General features: G+C 64.7%; 14 protein-coding genes. 9 read left to right on the top strand and 5 right to left on the bottom strand.

Features of this window, described 5'->3' with window-relative positions; translation table 11 throughout:
- Positions 1–5: 5 nt before the first annotated feature.
- Positions 6–971 carry a 4-hydroxy-3-methylbut-2-enyl diphosphate reductase gene (gene ispH, locus AAG821_RS08510; RefSeq protein ID WP_341910930.1) on the bottom strand — a complete coding sequence of 322 codons (966 nt, stop codon included), beginning with the start codon at positions 969–971 and terminating at the stop codon, positions 6–8.
- A 245-nt stretch (positions 972–1216) separates the two neighbouring features.
- Between ispH and AAG821_RS08515 the strand changes: the two genes are divergently transcribed.
- Genes AAG821_RS08515 through AAG821_RS08525 form a run of 3 tightly spaced genes read left to right on the top strand, consistent with a single transcriptional unit; the run spans position 1217 to position 3338 of the window.
- Positions 1217–1765, top strand: a complete 549-nt coding sequence (locus AAG821_RS08515) for a hypothetical protein (RefSeq protein WP_341910932.1) — start codon at positions 1217–1219, stop codon at positions 1763–1765.
- Positions 1765–2325, top strand: coding sequence for a 2OG-Fe(II) oxygenase (locus AAG821_RS08520; RefSeq protein ID WP_341910933.1), 561 nt, complete (start codon positions 1765–1767; stop codon positions 2323–2325). The genes AAG821_RS08515 and AAG821_RS08520 overlap by 1 nt, the downstream gene beginning before the upstream one ends.
- Before the next feature lie 8 nt (positions 2326–2333).
- Positions 2334–3338 carry a putative sulfate exporter family transporter gene (locus tag AAG821_RS08525; RefSeq protein ID WP_341910935.1) on the top strand — a complete coding sequence of 335 codons (1005 nt, stop codon included), beginning with the start codon at positions 2334–2336 and terminating at the stop codon, positions 3336–3338.
- Here the strand turns inward: AAG821_RS08525 and AAG821_RS08530 are convergent.
- Positions 3321–3662 (bottom strand): helix-turn-helix domain-containing protein, encoded by a 342-nt coding sequence (locus AAG821_RS08530; RefSeq protein WP_341910937.1) that lies wholly within the window; start codon positions 3660–3662, stop codon positions 3321–3323. The two genes, AAG821_RS08525 and AAG821_RS08530, sit on opposite strands and share 18 nt — an antisense overlap.
- A 77-nt stretch (positions 3663–3739) precedes the next feature.
- Here AAG821_RS08530 and AAG821_RS08535 point away from each other — a divergent pair, with 77 nt between their 5' ends.
- Positions 3740–4267, top strand: a complete 528-nt coding sequence (locus tag AAG821_RS08535; protein WP_341910939.1) for a hypothetical protein — start codon at positions 3740–3742, stop codon at positions 4265–4267.
- Here the strand turns inward: AAG821_RS08535 and ggt are convergent.
- The 3 genes from ggt to AAG821_RS08550 all read right to left on the bottom strand — a co-directional run bounded on the left by ggt (position 4264) and on the right by AAG821_RS08550 (position 8979).
- Positions 4264–5868 carry a gamma-glutamyltransferase gene (gene ggt, locus AAG821_RS08540; protein WP_341910941.1) on the bottom strand — a complete coding sequence of 535 codons (1605 nt, stop codon included), beginning with the start codon at positions 5866–5868 and terminating at the stop codon, positions 4264–4266. The genes AAG821_RS08535 and ggt overlap by 4 nt on opposite strands.
- 73 nt (positions 5869–5941) lie before the next feature.
- Positions 5942–8284, bottom strand: coding sequence for a bifunctional salicylyl-CoA 5-hydroxylase/oxidoreductase (locus AAG821_RS08545; protein WP_341910943.1), 2343 nt, complete (start codon positions 8282–8284; stop codon positions 5942–5944).
- A 110-nt stretch (positions 8285–8394) separates the two neighbouring features.
- Positions 8395–8979: a hypothetical protein gene (locus AAG821_RS08550; RefSeq protein WP_341910945.1), complete on the bottom strand. Its 585-nt coding sequence runs from the start codon at positions 8977–8979 to the stop codon at positions 8395–8397.
- A gap of 188 nt (positions 8980–9167) precedes the next feature.
- Here AAG821_RS08550 and rpsT point away from each other — a divergent pair, with 188 nt between their 5' ends.
- From rpsT to recF, 5 genes are all read left to right on the top strand, one after another.
- A complete protein-coding gene (gene rpsT, locus AAG821_RS08555; RefSeq protein ID WP_341895596.1) occupies positions 9168–9431 on the top strand; it encodes a 30S ribosomal protein S20 in 264 nt (87 codons plus the stop codon).
- 439 nt (positions 9432–9870) lie between these two features.
- On the top strand, positions 9871–10332 hold the full coding sequence (locus AAG821_RS08560; RefSeq protein WP_341910946.1) for a rhodanese-like domain-containing protein: 462 nt from the start codon (positions 9871–9873) through the stop codon (positions 10330–10332).
- 47 nt (positions 10333–10379) lie between these two features.
- Entirely contained in the window at positions 10380–11864 is a 1485-nt protein-coding gene (gene dnaA / locus AAG821_RS08565; RefSeq protein ID WP_341910948.1) for a chromosomal replication initiator protein DnaA, read from the top strand.
- Positions 11865–12055: 191 nt separating this feature from the next.
- Positions 12056–13174: a DNA polymerase III subunit beta gene (gene dnaN, locus AAG821_RS08570; RefSeq protein ID WP_341910950.1), complete on the top strand. Its 1119-nt coding sequence runs from the start codon at positions 12056–12058 to the stop codon at positions 13172–13174.
- A 1-nt stretch (position 13175) separates the two neighbouring features.
- Positions 13176–14375 carry a DNA replication/repair protein RecF gene (gene recF / locus AAG821_RS08575; protein ID WP_341910951.1) on the top strand — a complete coding sequence of 400 codons (1200 nt, stop codon included), beginning with the start codon at positions 13176–13178 and terminating at the stop codon, positions 14373–14375.
- Positions 14376–14377 lie beyond the last annotated feature (2 nt).

Here is a 14377-nt window from a genome sequence, read left to right on the forward strand (position 1 = left end):
GCAGGTCAGGCGGCAGAGGCGTCAAGCGCAACCGGCAGCTTGAACTGCACGGATTCGGTGGCGGTTTCGATTTCACGCACCGTGACACTGTAGCGTTCGCGGAAAGCGGCGATCACTTCTTCGACCAGCAGCTCGGGCGCGCTGGCACCGGCGGTGATGCCGACGGATTTCACGCCGTCCAGCGCGGCCCAGTCGATATCGACAGCGCGCTGCACCAGCTGGGCGATCCGGCAGCCTTCGCGCTTGGCCACCTCAACCAGCCGCAGCGAGTTGGACGAATTCGGCGCGCCGATCACCAGCACGGCATCGCTGTGGGCGGCAATCGCCTTCACCGCCACCTGGCGGTTGGTGGTGGCATAGCAGATGTCTTCCTTCTTCGGCCCCTCGATCTGGGCGAAGCGCTGTTTCAGCGCCGCGATGATATGGGCGGTATCATCGACTGACAGCGTGGTCTGGGTGATATAGGCCAGCGGCTCATCGTCGCGTGCGAGCTGCAGGCCGGCGACATCGGCCACCGTCTCAATCAGCACCACGGCGCCGGGCGGCAGCTGGCCCATGGTGCCGATCACTTCGGGGTGGCCGGCATGGCCGATCAGCACGATGCGGCGGCCTTCGCGGTGATGCCGTTCGGCCTCGCGATGCACCTTGCTGACCAGCGGGCAGGTGGCGTCCAGATAGGACAGCTTGCGGGCCTCGGCATCGGCGGGCACCGACTTGGGCACGCCATGGGCGGAAAACACCACATGGGCGCCGGCCGGCACTTCATCCAGCTCGTCGACGAAGATGGCGCCCTTCGCGGCCAGGCTGTCGACGACGAAACGGTTATGCACGATTTCATGGCGCACATAGACCGGCGCGCCGAATCGCTCCAGCGCCCGCTCCACGATCTGGATGGCGCGGTCGACGCCGGCGCAGAAGCCGCGCGGGGCAGCCAGCACCAGGGCAATCGAAGGGCGGTCGGCGGGGTTCATCGTGTGACTGTCTTTACCGGCGTCTGGGGTAGCGGTTGAGGCTGCAGAATCAGCCATTTCGGATCAACGGGTTGCAGGCCTGTCGCTTGTCTCGGCCAAGCCCCTCTTCTATACAGAATGGGGCCCGGAAAACTGCCGGGCAAGCTAATACACTCGCCGTGCGAAGGAAAGGCCGCCATGACCAAACCGGTGCCGCTCCGCTCGCCCAGCCGTCCTCGATCCGTCGCACCGGTAAGCGTTCTGCCATGACCAGCCTGCGCCTCTCCCGTTTTCCGTTTTTCACCGTTCTGGCCGTTGTCCTGCTGGCCGGCATCCTGTCGGCCTGCGGCGGCAACAAGCGCAATACGCCACCCTGCCCGCGGGTCGGCATTCTGGGGGATGCACAGAAGGCGACCCAGTATCGCGACGGCCCCGGCCGTGATCTGACTGACGTAACCTTCCAGACCGAGCTGCTGGACTATAACGGCACCTGCAAGTTCCAGGACAAGCAGGCCACCGTGGTGATCAGCTTCATCCTGCAGATCGGCGCAGCCCGCGGCCCCGCCGCGTCCGGCACCGAGGCGCTGGTGCCCTATTTCGTCGCCCTGGTGGATACCCAGCAGAATGTGATCTCGCGCGAGCGCTTTGTGGCCCGCATCCCGTTCAAGGACGCGCAGCGCCGCGTCGTGGTCGGCGATGAGTTCGAGCAGGTGCTGCCGCTGAACGGTCGCCGCACCACCGAATTTGAAATCCTGGTCGGTCTTGAACTGCCGGCTGACCAGCTGGACAAGGTGCGCCAGCAGCGCGGCTTCTGATGCGCCGCCTGCCGCTGTTCGGTTTTCTCGGTCCGGTGCTGACCGGGGAAGACTGCGACCGGGCCATCGCCCTGACCGAAGCCGCCGCCCTGCGCCCCGGCACGATCGATGGCACCGTGACGACCGATGCGGCCCAGCGCAATTCCTCGATCACCTTCATCCCGCGCGGCGGTGATGCCGCCTGGCTGTATGACAAGATGATCGCCACGGCCTTGCAGGCCAACCGCGACTTCTGGAATTTCCAGCTGGATGGCGCCGAGCAGATCCAGATCGCCCGCTACGAGGTGGGCCAGCACTACATCGGCCATATCGATATGGGCATCGAGGAGCCGTATTCCCTGCGCAAGCTGAGCGTGGTGGTGCAGCTGACCGACCCCGAGGAATACGAGGGCGGTGAGCTGGTCTTCCACAAGAGCAGCGAGAGCCTGGTGGCGGCGCCGCGCGAACGCGGCGAGATGATCGTGTTTCCCAGCTATGCGCTGCACCAGGTCAAGCCGGTCACCCGCGGGCGGCGCTATTCGCTGGCCCACTGGATCATCGGCCGCGAACCGTTCCGCTGAGACAGGCCATGCCAGCATCCATTGCCATCATGGAGCGAGTGCGCAGCCTGCTGCCGGGCCTGACCGTTGCCGGCACCGTGGCGCTGGCGGTCGGATTCATTTCCGAACATTATGGCGGGCCGCCCTTCCTGCTCGCGCTGCTGCTCGGCATGGCGTTCAATTTCCTCAGTGCCGATGCACGCGTGCGGCCAGGCATCGATCTCTCGGCCCGCACCATCCTGCGGCTCGGTGTGGCACTGCTCGGCATCCGCATCACCGTGGACCGCATTGCCGATCTCGGCCCCGTTCCGGTGCTGCTGGCTGTCTGCGGCGTGGGCGTCGCGATCGGCAGCGGCCTGCTGCTGGCCCGGCTGGCTGGCCGCGGCCGCGAGGAAGGCCTGCTCTCGGGCGGTGCCGTCGGCATCTGCGGTGCATCCGCTGCGATGGCGATCTCGGCAGCCCTGCCGCGCTCGCCGCAGGCCGAACGGCTGACACTGCTCACCGTCATCGGCGTCACTGCGCTGTCCACCGTGGCGATGATCATTTACCCGCTGCTGGCCAAGACGCTCGGCCTCGACGAGACCGCCTCGGGCGTACTGTTCGGCGCCACCATCCATGACGTGGCCCAGGTGCTGGGCGCCGGCCTCACGGTGTCGCCGCAGGCCGGCGATGTCGCCACCTTCGTCAAGCTGGTGCGCGTGGCCTGCCTGCTGCCGGTGGTGATCGGCATCGGCCTCGTCTATCGCACCCGGCACAGTGCCGCCAACACGCAGACCCAGCCGCTGCTGCCGCATTTCCTGATCGGGTTCGTCGCCCTGGTGATCCTGGGCAGCGTGGTGCAGCTGCCGGCCATGGTGGTGGGCGCGGTGTCGGAGATCTCGCGCTGGTGCCTGCTGGTGGCGATTGCCGCGCTCGGCGTGAAGACCTCGTTTGCCGAACTGTTTGCGCTGGGCTGGAAGCCGCTGCTGCTGATCCTGGCCGAGACGGTGATCCTGCTCGGCTTTGTCCTGATCGGGCTAGTGTTCTTCCTCTGAGGCCCAGGTCTCGGCCCAGTCGTTCAGGGCCAGCAGGGTGGGCAGCAGGCGGCGGGCCGTGGCGCTCAGGCCATAGCCCTGTCCGGCATCATGGCTGATCAGCCGGGCGGCCCGCAGCTCCTTCAGGCGCTGCTGCAGCACCGTGGGCGAAACCGCGTCGCAGGCGCCCTGCAGGGCCCGGAAGGTCAGCGGCTCGTCCCGCAGCTCCCACAGGATCCGCAGGCTCCAGCGCCGCCCCAGCAGGTCCAGAATGGCCATGATCGGCCGTCCGGTGGTCGAACCGCGGACCGGGTGATGGGGCAGGGGCGGTTTCGGGCTGGCCATGCAGGCTCCTTGCGCTATCAATTTAGTAGCGATATTCTGTGCTACATATTTAGTAGCACAAAAGGAACCGCCCTGCCATGCCCCGTCTCGCACCCCTGGCCAAACCCTATCCGCCCGAGGCTGCCGCCGAACTGGCGCAGATGCCGGCCGATATCGGCCTGTTCCGCACCGTGGCGCATAACCCGCGCGTGCTGTCGCGCTGGCGGGGCGGCGGGCTGCTGGACCGGGGCTCGATCACGCTGCGCCAGCGCGAGCTGCTGATCCTGCGCACCACGGCGCGGCTGAAGGCGGAATATGAATGGGGCGTGCATGTCGGCTTTTTCGGTGCCAAAGCGAAATTCAGCGAAGCCGAGATCGCCGCCACCGTGCATGGCGGTGCATCGGACTGGAAACCTGAAGAGGCTGTGCTGGTCGAAATCGCCGATGCGCTGGTCGACAGCGGCACGGTGGATGACGCGCTGTGGCAGCGGGCAGCCGCGCATTACAAAGCCGACCAGCTGATCGAGATCATCGCGCTGGTCGGCTTTTATCATCTGGTGTCGTTCACGGTGAACGCCACCGGTGTGGCGCTGGAACCCGGCGCGCCGCGCTTCCCTGCAGCTTAGTAGGCCAGTGCGCAACCGTCCTTGCGCGGATCCGAGCCGGCCTGCAGCACGCCGTTGACGCGGTCGATCAGGATGGCCTGGCCGCCGCCATGGGGCATCTCGGCCCGCTTGATCTCATGGCCCAGATTGGCCAGCCCCTGCAGCACATCCTCGCGGATGCCGCGTTCGGCCTCGAACTTGCCGGCGACGTGGAAGCCGCGCGCGCAGTCGATGGCTTCCTGCACATTCATGCCGAAGTCGACCATGTTGGTCAGCACATGGCTCTGGCCGACCGGCTGGAAGCCGCCGCCCATCACGCCGAAGGACAGCCAGGGCTGGCCATCCTTCAGCGCCATGGCCGGGATGATGGTGTGCAGCGGCCGTTTCCACGGCTCGACGCAGTTCAGATGACCGGGCTGCACCTTGAAGCCGCAGCCGCGGTTCTGAAGCAGCACGCCGGTTTTCGGGCTGGTGAGCGCCGAACCGTAAGGCCAGAACAGCGAGTTGATGAAGGAGCAGGCATTGCCCTCGGCATCCACCACGCTGATATAGACCGTATCGCGATAGGCTTGGCCGCCCACGGGACCCGGCGCCGCCATCGCCTTTTTCAGGTCGATGCGGCCGCGCAGCTCGTCGGCAAAAGCCGGCGACAGCAGTTTCTCGACCGGCACATCGGCAAAGGCCGGATCGGCCACGTAAAGATCGCGGGCCTGGAAGGCCAGCCGCGTGGCCTCAGCTTCGATATGGAACCGCTCGACGCCGACCGGATCGTATTTGCTCAGGTCGAAGCCGCTCAGGATGTTCAACATCAGCAGGGTGATGATGCCCACGCCATTCGGCGGAATCTCCAGGATCTCGACATCCTTGTAACGCGTGGCGATCGGATCGACCCAGAAGGCTTCCTGGGTGGCGAAGTCTTCCAGACTATGCGTGGCACCGAGGTCATTCAGGTATTTGACGATGTCTTCGGCCACCCAGCCGGTATAGAAGCCGTCGCGGCCCTTGTCGGCGATCTCGCGCAGCACTTTCGCATGTTCCGGTTCGCGGAAGATCTCGCCGGCCCTGGGCGGCCGGCCATCCTTCAGCCACATGCGGGCCGTGTTGGCATCAGCCTTCAGCTTGGCCTCGTTGCGGCCCCAATCGGTGGCGACGCGCTCGGTGATCGGGAAGCCTTCTTCGGCAAAGCGGATCGCCGGCTGCAGCAATTCGCCGAGCGGCAGCTTGCCGAACCGCTTGTTCAGCTTGCTCCAGCTGTCGACGGCACCGGGAATGGTGACCGCATGCGGTGAGGTGAGCGGGATTTCCTTGATATCCTGCTTCAGCAGCAGATCAGCGGTCAGGCCCTTGGGTGCACGGCCCGAGCCGTTCAGGCCATAGACCTTGCCGCCCTTGCGCGTATCGGTACCGGCCGGCGCATAGAGCACGAAATTGTCGCCGCCGATGCCGGTCGAGCCGGGCTCGACCACGCCCTGCACGGCGCAGGCGGCAATCGCCGCGTCGGTGGCGTTGCCGCCGCGCTTGAGGATGTCGAGCGCGGTGATGGTGGCAAGGCTGTGCGAGGTGGCGGCAGCGCCGTGGCGGCCCATGGCCACCGAACGGCCGGGCAGATGCAGGTCACGCATGGCTGATCGGAACTCCGGAGAAGGCTGATGGGATCAGCCTACACCAGAGCAATCCGGATGCGACAGGGCCGCCTCAGATTTCGTCGCGTCTGGCGCGCTGCTTTGCGAAAGAATCCGCCGCCTGGGCCTCTTCACGTTCGCGCATGCGCAATTGGTACAATTGGTCCCGCCCGGCTTCGTACTGTTTCGGCCAGGCTATACCACGCCAGTCGTAATCGGCGGCGGCATGCAGGGTGAAATAGGGATCGGCCAGATGCGGCCGGGCCAGCGCACAGAGATCGGCGCGGCCCGAGGCGACGATGGTGTTGACCTGATCGGCCGTGGTGATGGCGCCGACGGCGATGGTGGCGATGCCGGCTTCCTGGCGGATCGCATCGGCGAATGGCGTCTGGAACATGCGGCCGTATTGCGGTTTCGCCTCGGTGGTGGTCTGGCCGGCCGAGACATCGACCAGGTCGCAGCCATGGGCCTTCAGCAATTTTGCAATTGCGATGGAGTCTTCGATGCTGAGGCCGCGTTCGGGCACCCAGTCCACCGCCGAGAGCCGCACCGACATCGGGCGGTCCGCCGGCCAGACCGCGCGCATGGCGTCAAAGACTTCGAGCGGGAAGCGCAGGCGGTTTTCCAGGCTGCCGCCATACTCGTCGGTGCGCTGGTTGGTCAGCGGCGAAATGAAGGTCGAGAGCAGGTAGCCATGGGCAAAATGCACTTCGATCATGTCGAAGCCCGCCGTTATCGCGAGCTTCGTGGCGGCAACGAAATCATCGCGCACCGCATTCATGTCGGCCCGCGTCATGGCGCGCGGCGTCTGGCTTTCAGGGAAATAGGGCAGGGGCGACGGCGCCAGGATTTCCCAGGCCTCGGCCGGCGGCAGCGGTTTGTCATAACCACCGGCCCAGGGCAGCGTGGTGGCGCCCTTGCGGCCGGCATGGCCGAGCTGCACGGCGATCTTGGCCGTGCTGTTGCCATGCACGAAATCGGTGATCCGGCGCCAGGCCCTGGCCTGCTCCTCATTCCACAGGCCGGTGCAGCCCCGGGTGATACGGGCCTCGGCGGCGATATTGGTCATTTCCGTGATGATCAGGCCGGCGCCGCCAATGGCGCGGCTGCCCAGATGCACCAGGGTCCAGTCATTCGGCAGTCCGTCCTCGACCGAATACTGGCACATCGGTGAGACCACCACGCGGTTGGCCACCGTCATATTGCGCAGGCGGAAGGGCGTGAACATCGGCGGCGGCGGATTGCCGGCCTTCGCCAGCATGGCGCCCTGTTCCTTGGCAGTCTTTTCGGCGAACCAGCGGTCGATCTGGCCGATGAAGGCCGGATCGCGCAGGCGCAGGTTTTCATAGGTGATGCGCTTGGAGCGCGACAGCAGGCTGAGCGCCAGCTGGATCGGCTCGAAGTTGCGGTAGCGGTCGGTATGTTCGAACCATTCCAGCGACACCTGGGCGGCATGCTGCAGGATCGAAACTTCCGTCTGCCGGGCATCCTCAAAGGCCTTGAGGGCGGCCTGTACCGTGGGATGGCCGGCATTCAGTGCGCGGTTGAGCGCAATGGCGTCTTCCATGGCCAGCTTGGTGCCCGAGCCGATCGAGAAATGCGCGGTATGCACGGCATCGCCGATCAGTACGACATTGTCATGCACCCAGCGTTCGCATTTGATCGTCGGGAAGGTGCGCCAGATCGAGCGGTTGGTGAGCAGCTTGTGCCCTTTGAGATGCTTGGCAAACAGCGTCTCGCAATAGGCGATGGTATCGGCCTCGGTGGCCTGATCCAGGCCGGCGCGCTTCCAGGTCTCTTCCGTGGTCTCGACAATGAAGGTCGAAAGGCCGTCTTCGAAACGATAGGCATGCACCTGGAACAGGCCGTGCTGGTTGGCTTCGAAGATAAAGGTGAAGGTGTCGAGCGGCAGGCTGGTGCCGAGCCAGACGAACTTGTTGCGGCGCCAGTCCATGCTTGGCCTGAAGGTCTGTTTCCAGGTTTCGCGCACCAGGCTGTTGATGCCATCGGCACCCACCAGCAGGTCGCAGTCATGGCGCAGACTTTCGAAGTCCTGCTGCTCGCTGTGAAACTTGAGCACGACGCCTTCTGCGGCGCAGCGGGCCTGCAGGATCTGCAGCAGCTTCTTGCGTGCCAGACCGCAGAAGCCATGACCGCCAGAGCGGATGGTCTCGCCGCCGGCGACCACATCGATTTCCTGCCAGTAGGCGAAGTTGTCCCGGATCGCCTGGGCCGTCTCGGCATCTTCGGCCAGGAACTGGTTCAGTGTCTCGTCAGAGAAGACAACGCCGAAGCCGAAGGTGTCGTCAGGCTGATTGCGCTCGTAAACAGTAATCTGATGTCCGGCATCCGCCTTTTTCATCAGCAGCGCCAGATACAGGCCGGCCGGACCGGCCCCGACAATCGATACACGCATGGCAATCCCCGTCTCTGCGGCCAAGATCCGGCTCGCCAATATATTTTATATTTAAAATAAATTCCGGCAAGCGGCTCTTTTCATCGCCGGCCTGCCGCAGTGTCGCAGGCTCAGCGGGCGCGCGATGCGGTCAGTCCGAAAGCAGCAAGGGCGACGCCGAAGCAGATGCGCGACAGGCTGGCGGGCGGTATCGGCACGAAACCGAGATAGCGATAGCGCGCCAGTTCCGCGAGTGCGGCCGCCAGCACGCCAATCAGCAGCCAACGGGCCGGTACGGGGCGATGTCGCAGCCCGATCAGCACAGCCAGAAGCAGAATGCCGAGCAGGATCAATGGCAGGGGCAGGGCGCCAATCGGCAGTCGGTCAGCGGCCACGGCGATGGCGATGGCGATGCCAATGCCGGTGAACAGGGTAAGGCGTTTGGACCCTGGCGGGATGATCAGGCTGAAGACGGCACCCAGCGCCAGGCCGGCAAAACCGAGGCCGGCGGCCAGGTAGCGCAGGTCCGCCTCAAGACCGGCCAGACCCGACCAGCCGATCAGGGCGGCCAGTTCCGCAGCGGCCACAGCCACATGCAGCACCGCGCCAATGCCCCAGAAGAGTGCGGCAGGAACCGGGCTGCGGGCCACCAGAAACAGGCAGAAGGCACCGCCAAGCAGATAAACCGTTTGTGCGATCAAGGCGATGTCAGGCATGTCTGCACTATGCCGACCGGCCTGAGTCGCCGCAAGTCTGCGCCAAGACACGGCAAAGGCTGTGAAAAATGCCAAAACTCCGCTTGGAATGCCTCTCTTGGCAGGGTTGACGCCTGCCGGGGGCGGGGCTATAACCCCGGCCTCGATTTGGCCGCAAGGCAACCTACAACTATCGGAAATCGCAAGCTATGGCTCAGCATAAGTCCGCGGAGAAGCGCGCCCGCCAGACCAAGAAGCGCACGGCCGTCAATCGTGCCCGTCGCACCAAGGTCCGCACAGCGGTGAAGTCCCTCGAAGCCGCTATCGCCAGTGGCGACAAGGCTGCCGCAACGGCCGCCCTGAAGAAGGCGCAGCCTGCCCTCGACAAGAGTGTGGGCAAGGCCGTGGTGAAGAAGCGGACTGCTTCGCGCAAGCTGTCGCGTCTGAACGCCCGCGTCAAAGCTATGGCTTGATTTACCGGCCGCGCCTGCGCGGCCGAGGTCAACTAAACACGACATAAACATCGCCCGTCTGTTTTTGCAGCGGGCGATGTTTTTTTATGCGACTGCGAAGGTAAGCATCGCACGTCTGCCGTGTTCACAGACGTTTTATTGGTGAGGGGATTAGTCCGTGCGCTATGCGCCCAAGGCGCAAATCGCACCAGCAAGTTCTAATTCTGCAACAGGGAAAAATTTTTTTCGGTGAGTCTTCATCTGTCCGCTTGCGTGGCCTGTGTGATTTCCCTTTAATGCCCCGGCTGCCGCTTGTTGAAGAGCTTTCGAGGCCGCCTTGTGAAGCGCAAAAAAGAACGCTTCCGTTTGGTAAATGGCCTGACTGTCTGACGACGCTCTGACTGACGCTCTGAACCGCCGGCTGCACGCGTGACGAAAACATAGATTTTGAAACAAGAACGTGGCGCGAGGTTCGGGGATGTTGGCTTCGGTAATGGCGGGGGATGAAGATTATGCTGGCGATATCTCGACGACCGAAGCCTGGAACCAGCTGGCGACCGATCCCGACGCGCTGCTGATCGACGTTCGTACCCAACCTGAATGGAGCTTCGTCGGTTCGCCGGATCTCGGCAAACTCGGCAAGCGTCCCTTATTCGTATCGTGGCAAGTGTATCCTGAGATGAGTGTTAACCCCCGTTTTGCTGACGAACTGCGCGGCCAGGGCATCAAGCCCGGCCAGGCGCTGTATTTCATCTGCCGTTCGGGTGCCCGCTCGCGTGCCGCCGCCAAGGCGATGACGGCCGCTGGTCTGGGGCCCTGTTATAATGTCGCTGGCGGCTTCGAGGGTGACCTCGATGCCGAAAAGCACCGTGGACGATTGAGCGGCTGGAAGTCTGCCGGTCTCGCCTGGATTCAGAGCTGAGGTCGGATATGGTCAAGTCGTCGCAACCGCAGCCGCAATCTGTCTCCATGTCCGAATTGTCGGACAATCAACCGGCCGGCATTCCGGGTGAACCGCTGGACGTGCAATGGCAGCGCGTCCGTGCCCGCCTGCGCGTGTCGTTTGGCGATGCCGCCTTCAATTCCTGGCTCAAGCCTCTGGCTTTGGCCGATGAGGGCCTGGCCAAGGATGGCGATGTTCATCTGGCCGTGCCGACCCGTTTCATGCGCGACTGGGTCGCCAATCATTACAGCGAACGCCTGCGTGAAATCTGGCGCCTGGAAAATGCCGATGTCCGCCGGGTCATCATCCATGTCCGCCCGACCGGCGCCACCCAGCCGCCGCAGGCGAGCAAGGCGATGGCCGCATCTGCTCCGTCGGCCGATCATGGCGCGCCGTCGCCGCTGACCGGTCGTCCGGTTTCGATCAATGCGACGCCGGCCCGTCCGGCCCTGCAGGTGCGCGACATGGACGATGTCGAGCGCGAACTCTCCGCGCCGCTCGATCCGCGCTTCACCTTCGACAGCTTCATCACCGGCAAATCCAACGAGCTGGCCCGTGCCGCCGCGCTGCGCGTGGCCGAAAGCCCGACGGTGACCTACAACCCGCTGTTCCTCTATGGCGGCGTCGGTCTGGGCAAGACCCATCTGATGCATGCGATCGGCTGGCATATCCGCCAGCGCTTCCCGGAGCGCCGGGTGGTGTATCTCTCGGCCGAGAAGTTCATGTACCAGTTCATCCGTGCCCTGCGTTTCAAGGACACGATGGCCTTCAAGGAGCAGTTCCGCTCGGTCGACGTGCTGATGATCGACGACATCCAGTTCATCGCCGGCAAGGAAAGCACCCAGGAAGAGTTCTTCCACACCTTCAACGCGCTGTGCGACCAGAACCGCCAGATCATCGTCTCTGGCGATCGCTCGCCGTCGGATCTGGAAGGCATCGAGGAGCGCATGCGCTCGCGCCTGGGCTGGGGCCTGGTCGCCGATATCCATCCGACCGACTTCGAGCTGCGGCTTTCGATCCTGCAGGCCAAGGCCGAGAAGAATGGCCTGACCAACATTCCGCAGGATGTGCTGGAATTCCTCGCCCGTCGCATCACGTCGAATGTGCGTGAGCTGGAAGGCGCCCTGAACCGCATCTCTGCCTATGCCAGCCTGGTCGGCAAGCCGGTCACCGTCACCTCGGCGCAGGAAGTGCTGCAGGATCTGCTGCGCGCCAACGACCGCAAGGTGACGATCGAGGAAATCCAGAAGCGCGTGGCCGAGCATTACTCGATCCGCTTCGCCGACATGCATTCGCCGCGCCGGGCGCGAGCCGTGGCGCGTCCGCGCCAGGTGGCGATGTATCTCGCCAAGCAGCTGACGTCGCGCTCCTTGCCGGAAATCGGCCGCAAATTCGGCGGTCGCGACCACACCACGGTGATGCACGCCGTGCGCAAGATCGAGGAGCTGCGCGAGATCGATGCCGCCTTCGCGGAAGACATCGATTTGCTGCGCCGCAAACTGGAAAGTTGAGTTTTAAAAAAAACTCAATAAAATCATATAGTTAAAATTAACGAGGGCTCGCCACAAGGCGGGCCCTTCGCATATGCAAAAACGACCCCGGAAGGGGGCAAATCCCTCGCGTACAAAAGGGGGCTTTGATATACTTAACGGACTCGGCAGCTCCTGCCGCAAACCAACAAAAACATGACCGGTTTCCAACCATGAAACTCACCATCGAGCGTGCCGTTCTGCTGACCGCCCTGAGCCATGTCCAGAGCGTGGTGGAGCGTCGCAACACGATCCCGATCCTGTCGAACGTGCTGCTGGAAGCCGATGGCGACAAGCTGGCATTGACCGCCACCGACCTCGACATCGCGGTGGTCGAGAAGCTGCCGGCCAAGGTGTCGAAGCCCGGCGCCACCACGGTGGCCGCGCATACCTTCTACGACATCGTGCGCAAGCTGCCCGAGGGTGCCGAGGTGGAACTCACCTTCACGGCGGCCGAACAGCGCCTCGATCTGCGCGCCGGCCGCTCCAGCTTCAAGCTGAGCTGCCTGCCGAAGGAAGATTTCCCGGTGATGGCCGCCGGCGAGCTGCCGCACAGCTTCACGCTGCCGGCCGACCAGCTGCGCCGCCTGATCGACAAGACGCGCTTTGCCATCTCGACCGAAGAGACCCGCTACTATCTCAACGGCATCTATGTGCATGCGGCCTCCAGTGCCGGCGTGCCGATGCTGCGTGCGGTCGCCACCGATGGCCATCGTCTGGCCCGCGTGGAATCGCCGCTGCCGGCCGGTGCTGCCGGCATGCCCGGCGTGATCGTGCCGCGCAAGACCGTGGGCGAGCTGCGCAAGCTGCTGGAAGGCGGCTCGAGCGAGGCCCGCATCGAGCTGAGCGATACCAAGATCCGTTTCGCGATTGGCGATCTGGTGCTGGTGTCGAAGCTGATCGATGGTGCCTTCCCCGAATACGAGCGCGTGATTCCGCGCGACAATGACAAGGTGATGGAAGTCGACAGCAAGGCCTTTGCCGCCGCCGTCGACCGCGTCGCCACCATCTCGACCGAGAAGAGCCGCGCGGTGAAGATGTCGCTGAAGCCCGAGGGTATCGAGCTGTCGGCCACCAGCCCCGACCAGGGCTCGGCATCCGAACAGCTGACGGCGGCCTACAGCTCGGCACCGATCGAAGTGGGCTACAATTCGCGCTACCTGCTCGACATTGCCGGGCAGATCGAAGGCGAGAATGCCCGCTTCCTGCTGGCTGATGCACTGGCTCCCACCGTTGTGCGCGACCCGAGCGACGACGGTGCGCTCTATGTGCTGATGCCGATGCGAGTCTGAGTTGCTGCGCAGCGCGGCGCGGGTTGCGGAACAGTCGTATGAGGGCACGACAGCAGGCGGCACCGCCGTCCTGTCGCTCAATTTGCGCGACTTTCGCAATTACGCCGAGCTGCATCTGCGCCTGACTGGCGGGCCGGTGGTGCTGACCGGGCCCAACGGGGCCGGCAAGACCAATATCCTGGAGGCGCTGTCCTTCCTCAGCCCCGGCCGCGGCCTGCGCCGCGCGAAGCTTTCCGATGTCAGCCGCAGCGATTGCGGCAGCGCGGGCTGGGTGGCACAGGCGGAACTCGCCAGCATGGTGGGCCCGGTGGCGATTGGCACCGGCTTGGCCGAAGGCGGCGAAGACGATGGTTCGGAACGTCGCGTCGTGCGCATCAATGGCGAGGCGGCGCCCAGCGCCAACGGGCTGGTCGAGTATCTGGATGTGGTGTGGCTGACGCCGCAGATGGACCGTCTGTTCGTCGAGGGTCTGTCCACGCGGCGGCGCTTCATGGACCGGCTGGTCTATGGCCTGGATGGCGGTCATGCCCGCCAGGTGGCGGCCTATGAGAAGGCGATGCGCGAACGCAACCGCCTGCTGAAATTTGGCGGTGCCGACCCGGCCTGGCTGGCGGCGCTGGAAAGCCAGATGGCCGAGCATGGCGTGGCCGTGGCGGCCGCGCGGCGCGACGGCCTTGCCCGCATCGAGGCCGGCATGGCGCTGGCCACCGGCCCGTTTCCGCGGGCAAGGCTGGCGGCGCAGGGGCCGGTCGAAACCTGGCTGGCCGATATGCCGGCGCTGGCGGCGGAAGAGAAACTGCGGACGCTGCTGGCCGACCGGCGCGGCATCGACCGCGACGCGGGGGCGGCCACCGAAGGCCCGCATCGCAGCGACATGGCGGTGTGGCATGCCGACAAGGACCAGCCGGCCGCACAGTGTTCGACCGGCGAGCAGAAGGCGCTGCTGATTGCCATCACGCTGGCGAATGCACGCCTGATCCGCGCCCGTCGCGCCATGGCGCCGCTGATGCTGCTGGACGAAGTGTCGGCGCATCTGGATGGCCGCCGCCGCGCGGCCTTGTATGAGGAGCTGCTCAGCATAGGCGGGCAGGTCTGGTTGACCGGTACGGATGAAGACCTGTTTGAAGGTCTGTCCGGCCGGGCGGAATTTTTCACGGTGACCGATGGCGTGGTGACGCCGCGGGCCGCCGTATCATGCTGATT

Origin of the sequence: Ferrovibrio terrae, from assembly GCF_943372915.1 — a bacterium.
GTDB lineage: Bacteria > Pseudomonadota > Alphaproteobacteria > Ferrovibrionales > Ferrovibrionaceae > Ferrovibrio > Ferrovibrio terrae_A.

Excerpts from the sequence above, each read along its gene's own strand:
- AAG821_RS08520 (WP_341910933.1), top strand. The coding sequence starts at position 1,765 with ATGCGCCGCCTGCCGCTGTTCGGTTTTCTCGGTCCGGTGCTGACCGGG.
- ispH (WP_341910930.1), bottom strand. The coding sequence starts at position 971 with ATGAACCCCGCCGACCGCCCTTCGATTGCCCTGGTGCTGGCTGCCCCG.
- AAG821_RS08515 (WP_341910932.1), top strand. The coding sequence starts at position 1,217 with ATGACCAGCCTGCGCCTCTCCCGTTTTCCGTTTTTCACCGTTCTGGCC.
- AAG821_RS08545 (WP_341910943.1), bottom strand. The coding sequence starts at position 8,284 with ATGCGTGTATCGATTGTCGGGGCCGGTCCGGCCGGCCTGTATCTGGCG.
- AAG821_RS08530 (WP_341910937.1), bottom strand. The coding sequence starts at position 3,662 with ATGGCCAGCCCGAAACCGCCCCTGCCCCATCACCCGGTCCGCGGTTCG.
- AAG821_RS08550 (WP_341910945.1), bottom strand. The coding sequence starts at position 8,979 with ATGCCTGACATCGCCTTGATCGCACAAACGGTTTATCTGCTTGGCGGT.
- rpsT (WP_341895596.1), top strand. The coding sequence starts at position 9,168 with ATGGCTCAGCATAAGTCCGCGGAGAAGCGCGCCCGCCAGACCAAGAAG.
- AAG821_RS08535 (WP_341910939.1), top strand. The coding sequence starts at position 3,740 with ATGCCCCGTCTCGCACCCCTGGCCAAACCCTATCCGCCCGAGGCTGCC.
- ggt (WP_341910941.1), bottom strand. The coding sequence starts at position 5,868 with ATGCGTGACCTGCATCTGCCCGGCCGTTCGGTGGCCATGGGCCGCCAC.
- dnaA (WP_341910948.1), top strand. The coding sequence starts at position 10,380 with ATGTCCGAATTGTCGGACAATCAACCGGCCGGCATTCCGGGTGAACCG.
- dnaN (WP_341910950.1), top strand. The coding sequence starts at position 12,056 with ATGAAACTCACCATCGAGCGTGCCGTTCTGCTGACCGCCCTGAGCCAT.
- AAG821_RS08525 (WP_341910935.1), top strand. The coding sequence starts at position 2,334 with ATGCCAGCATCCATTGCCATCATGGAGCGAGTGCGCAGCCTGCTGCCG.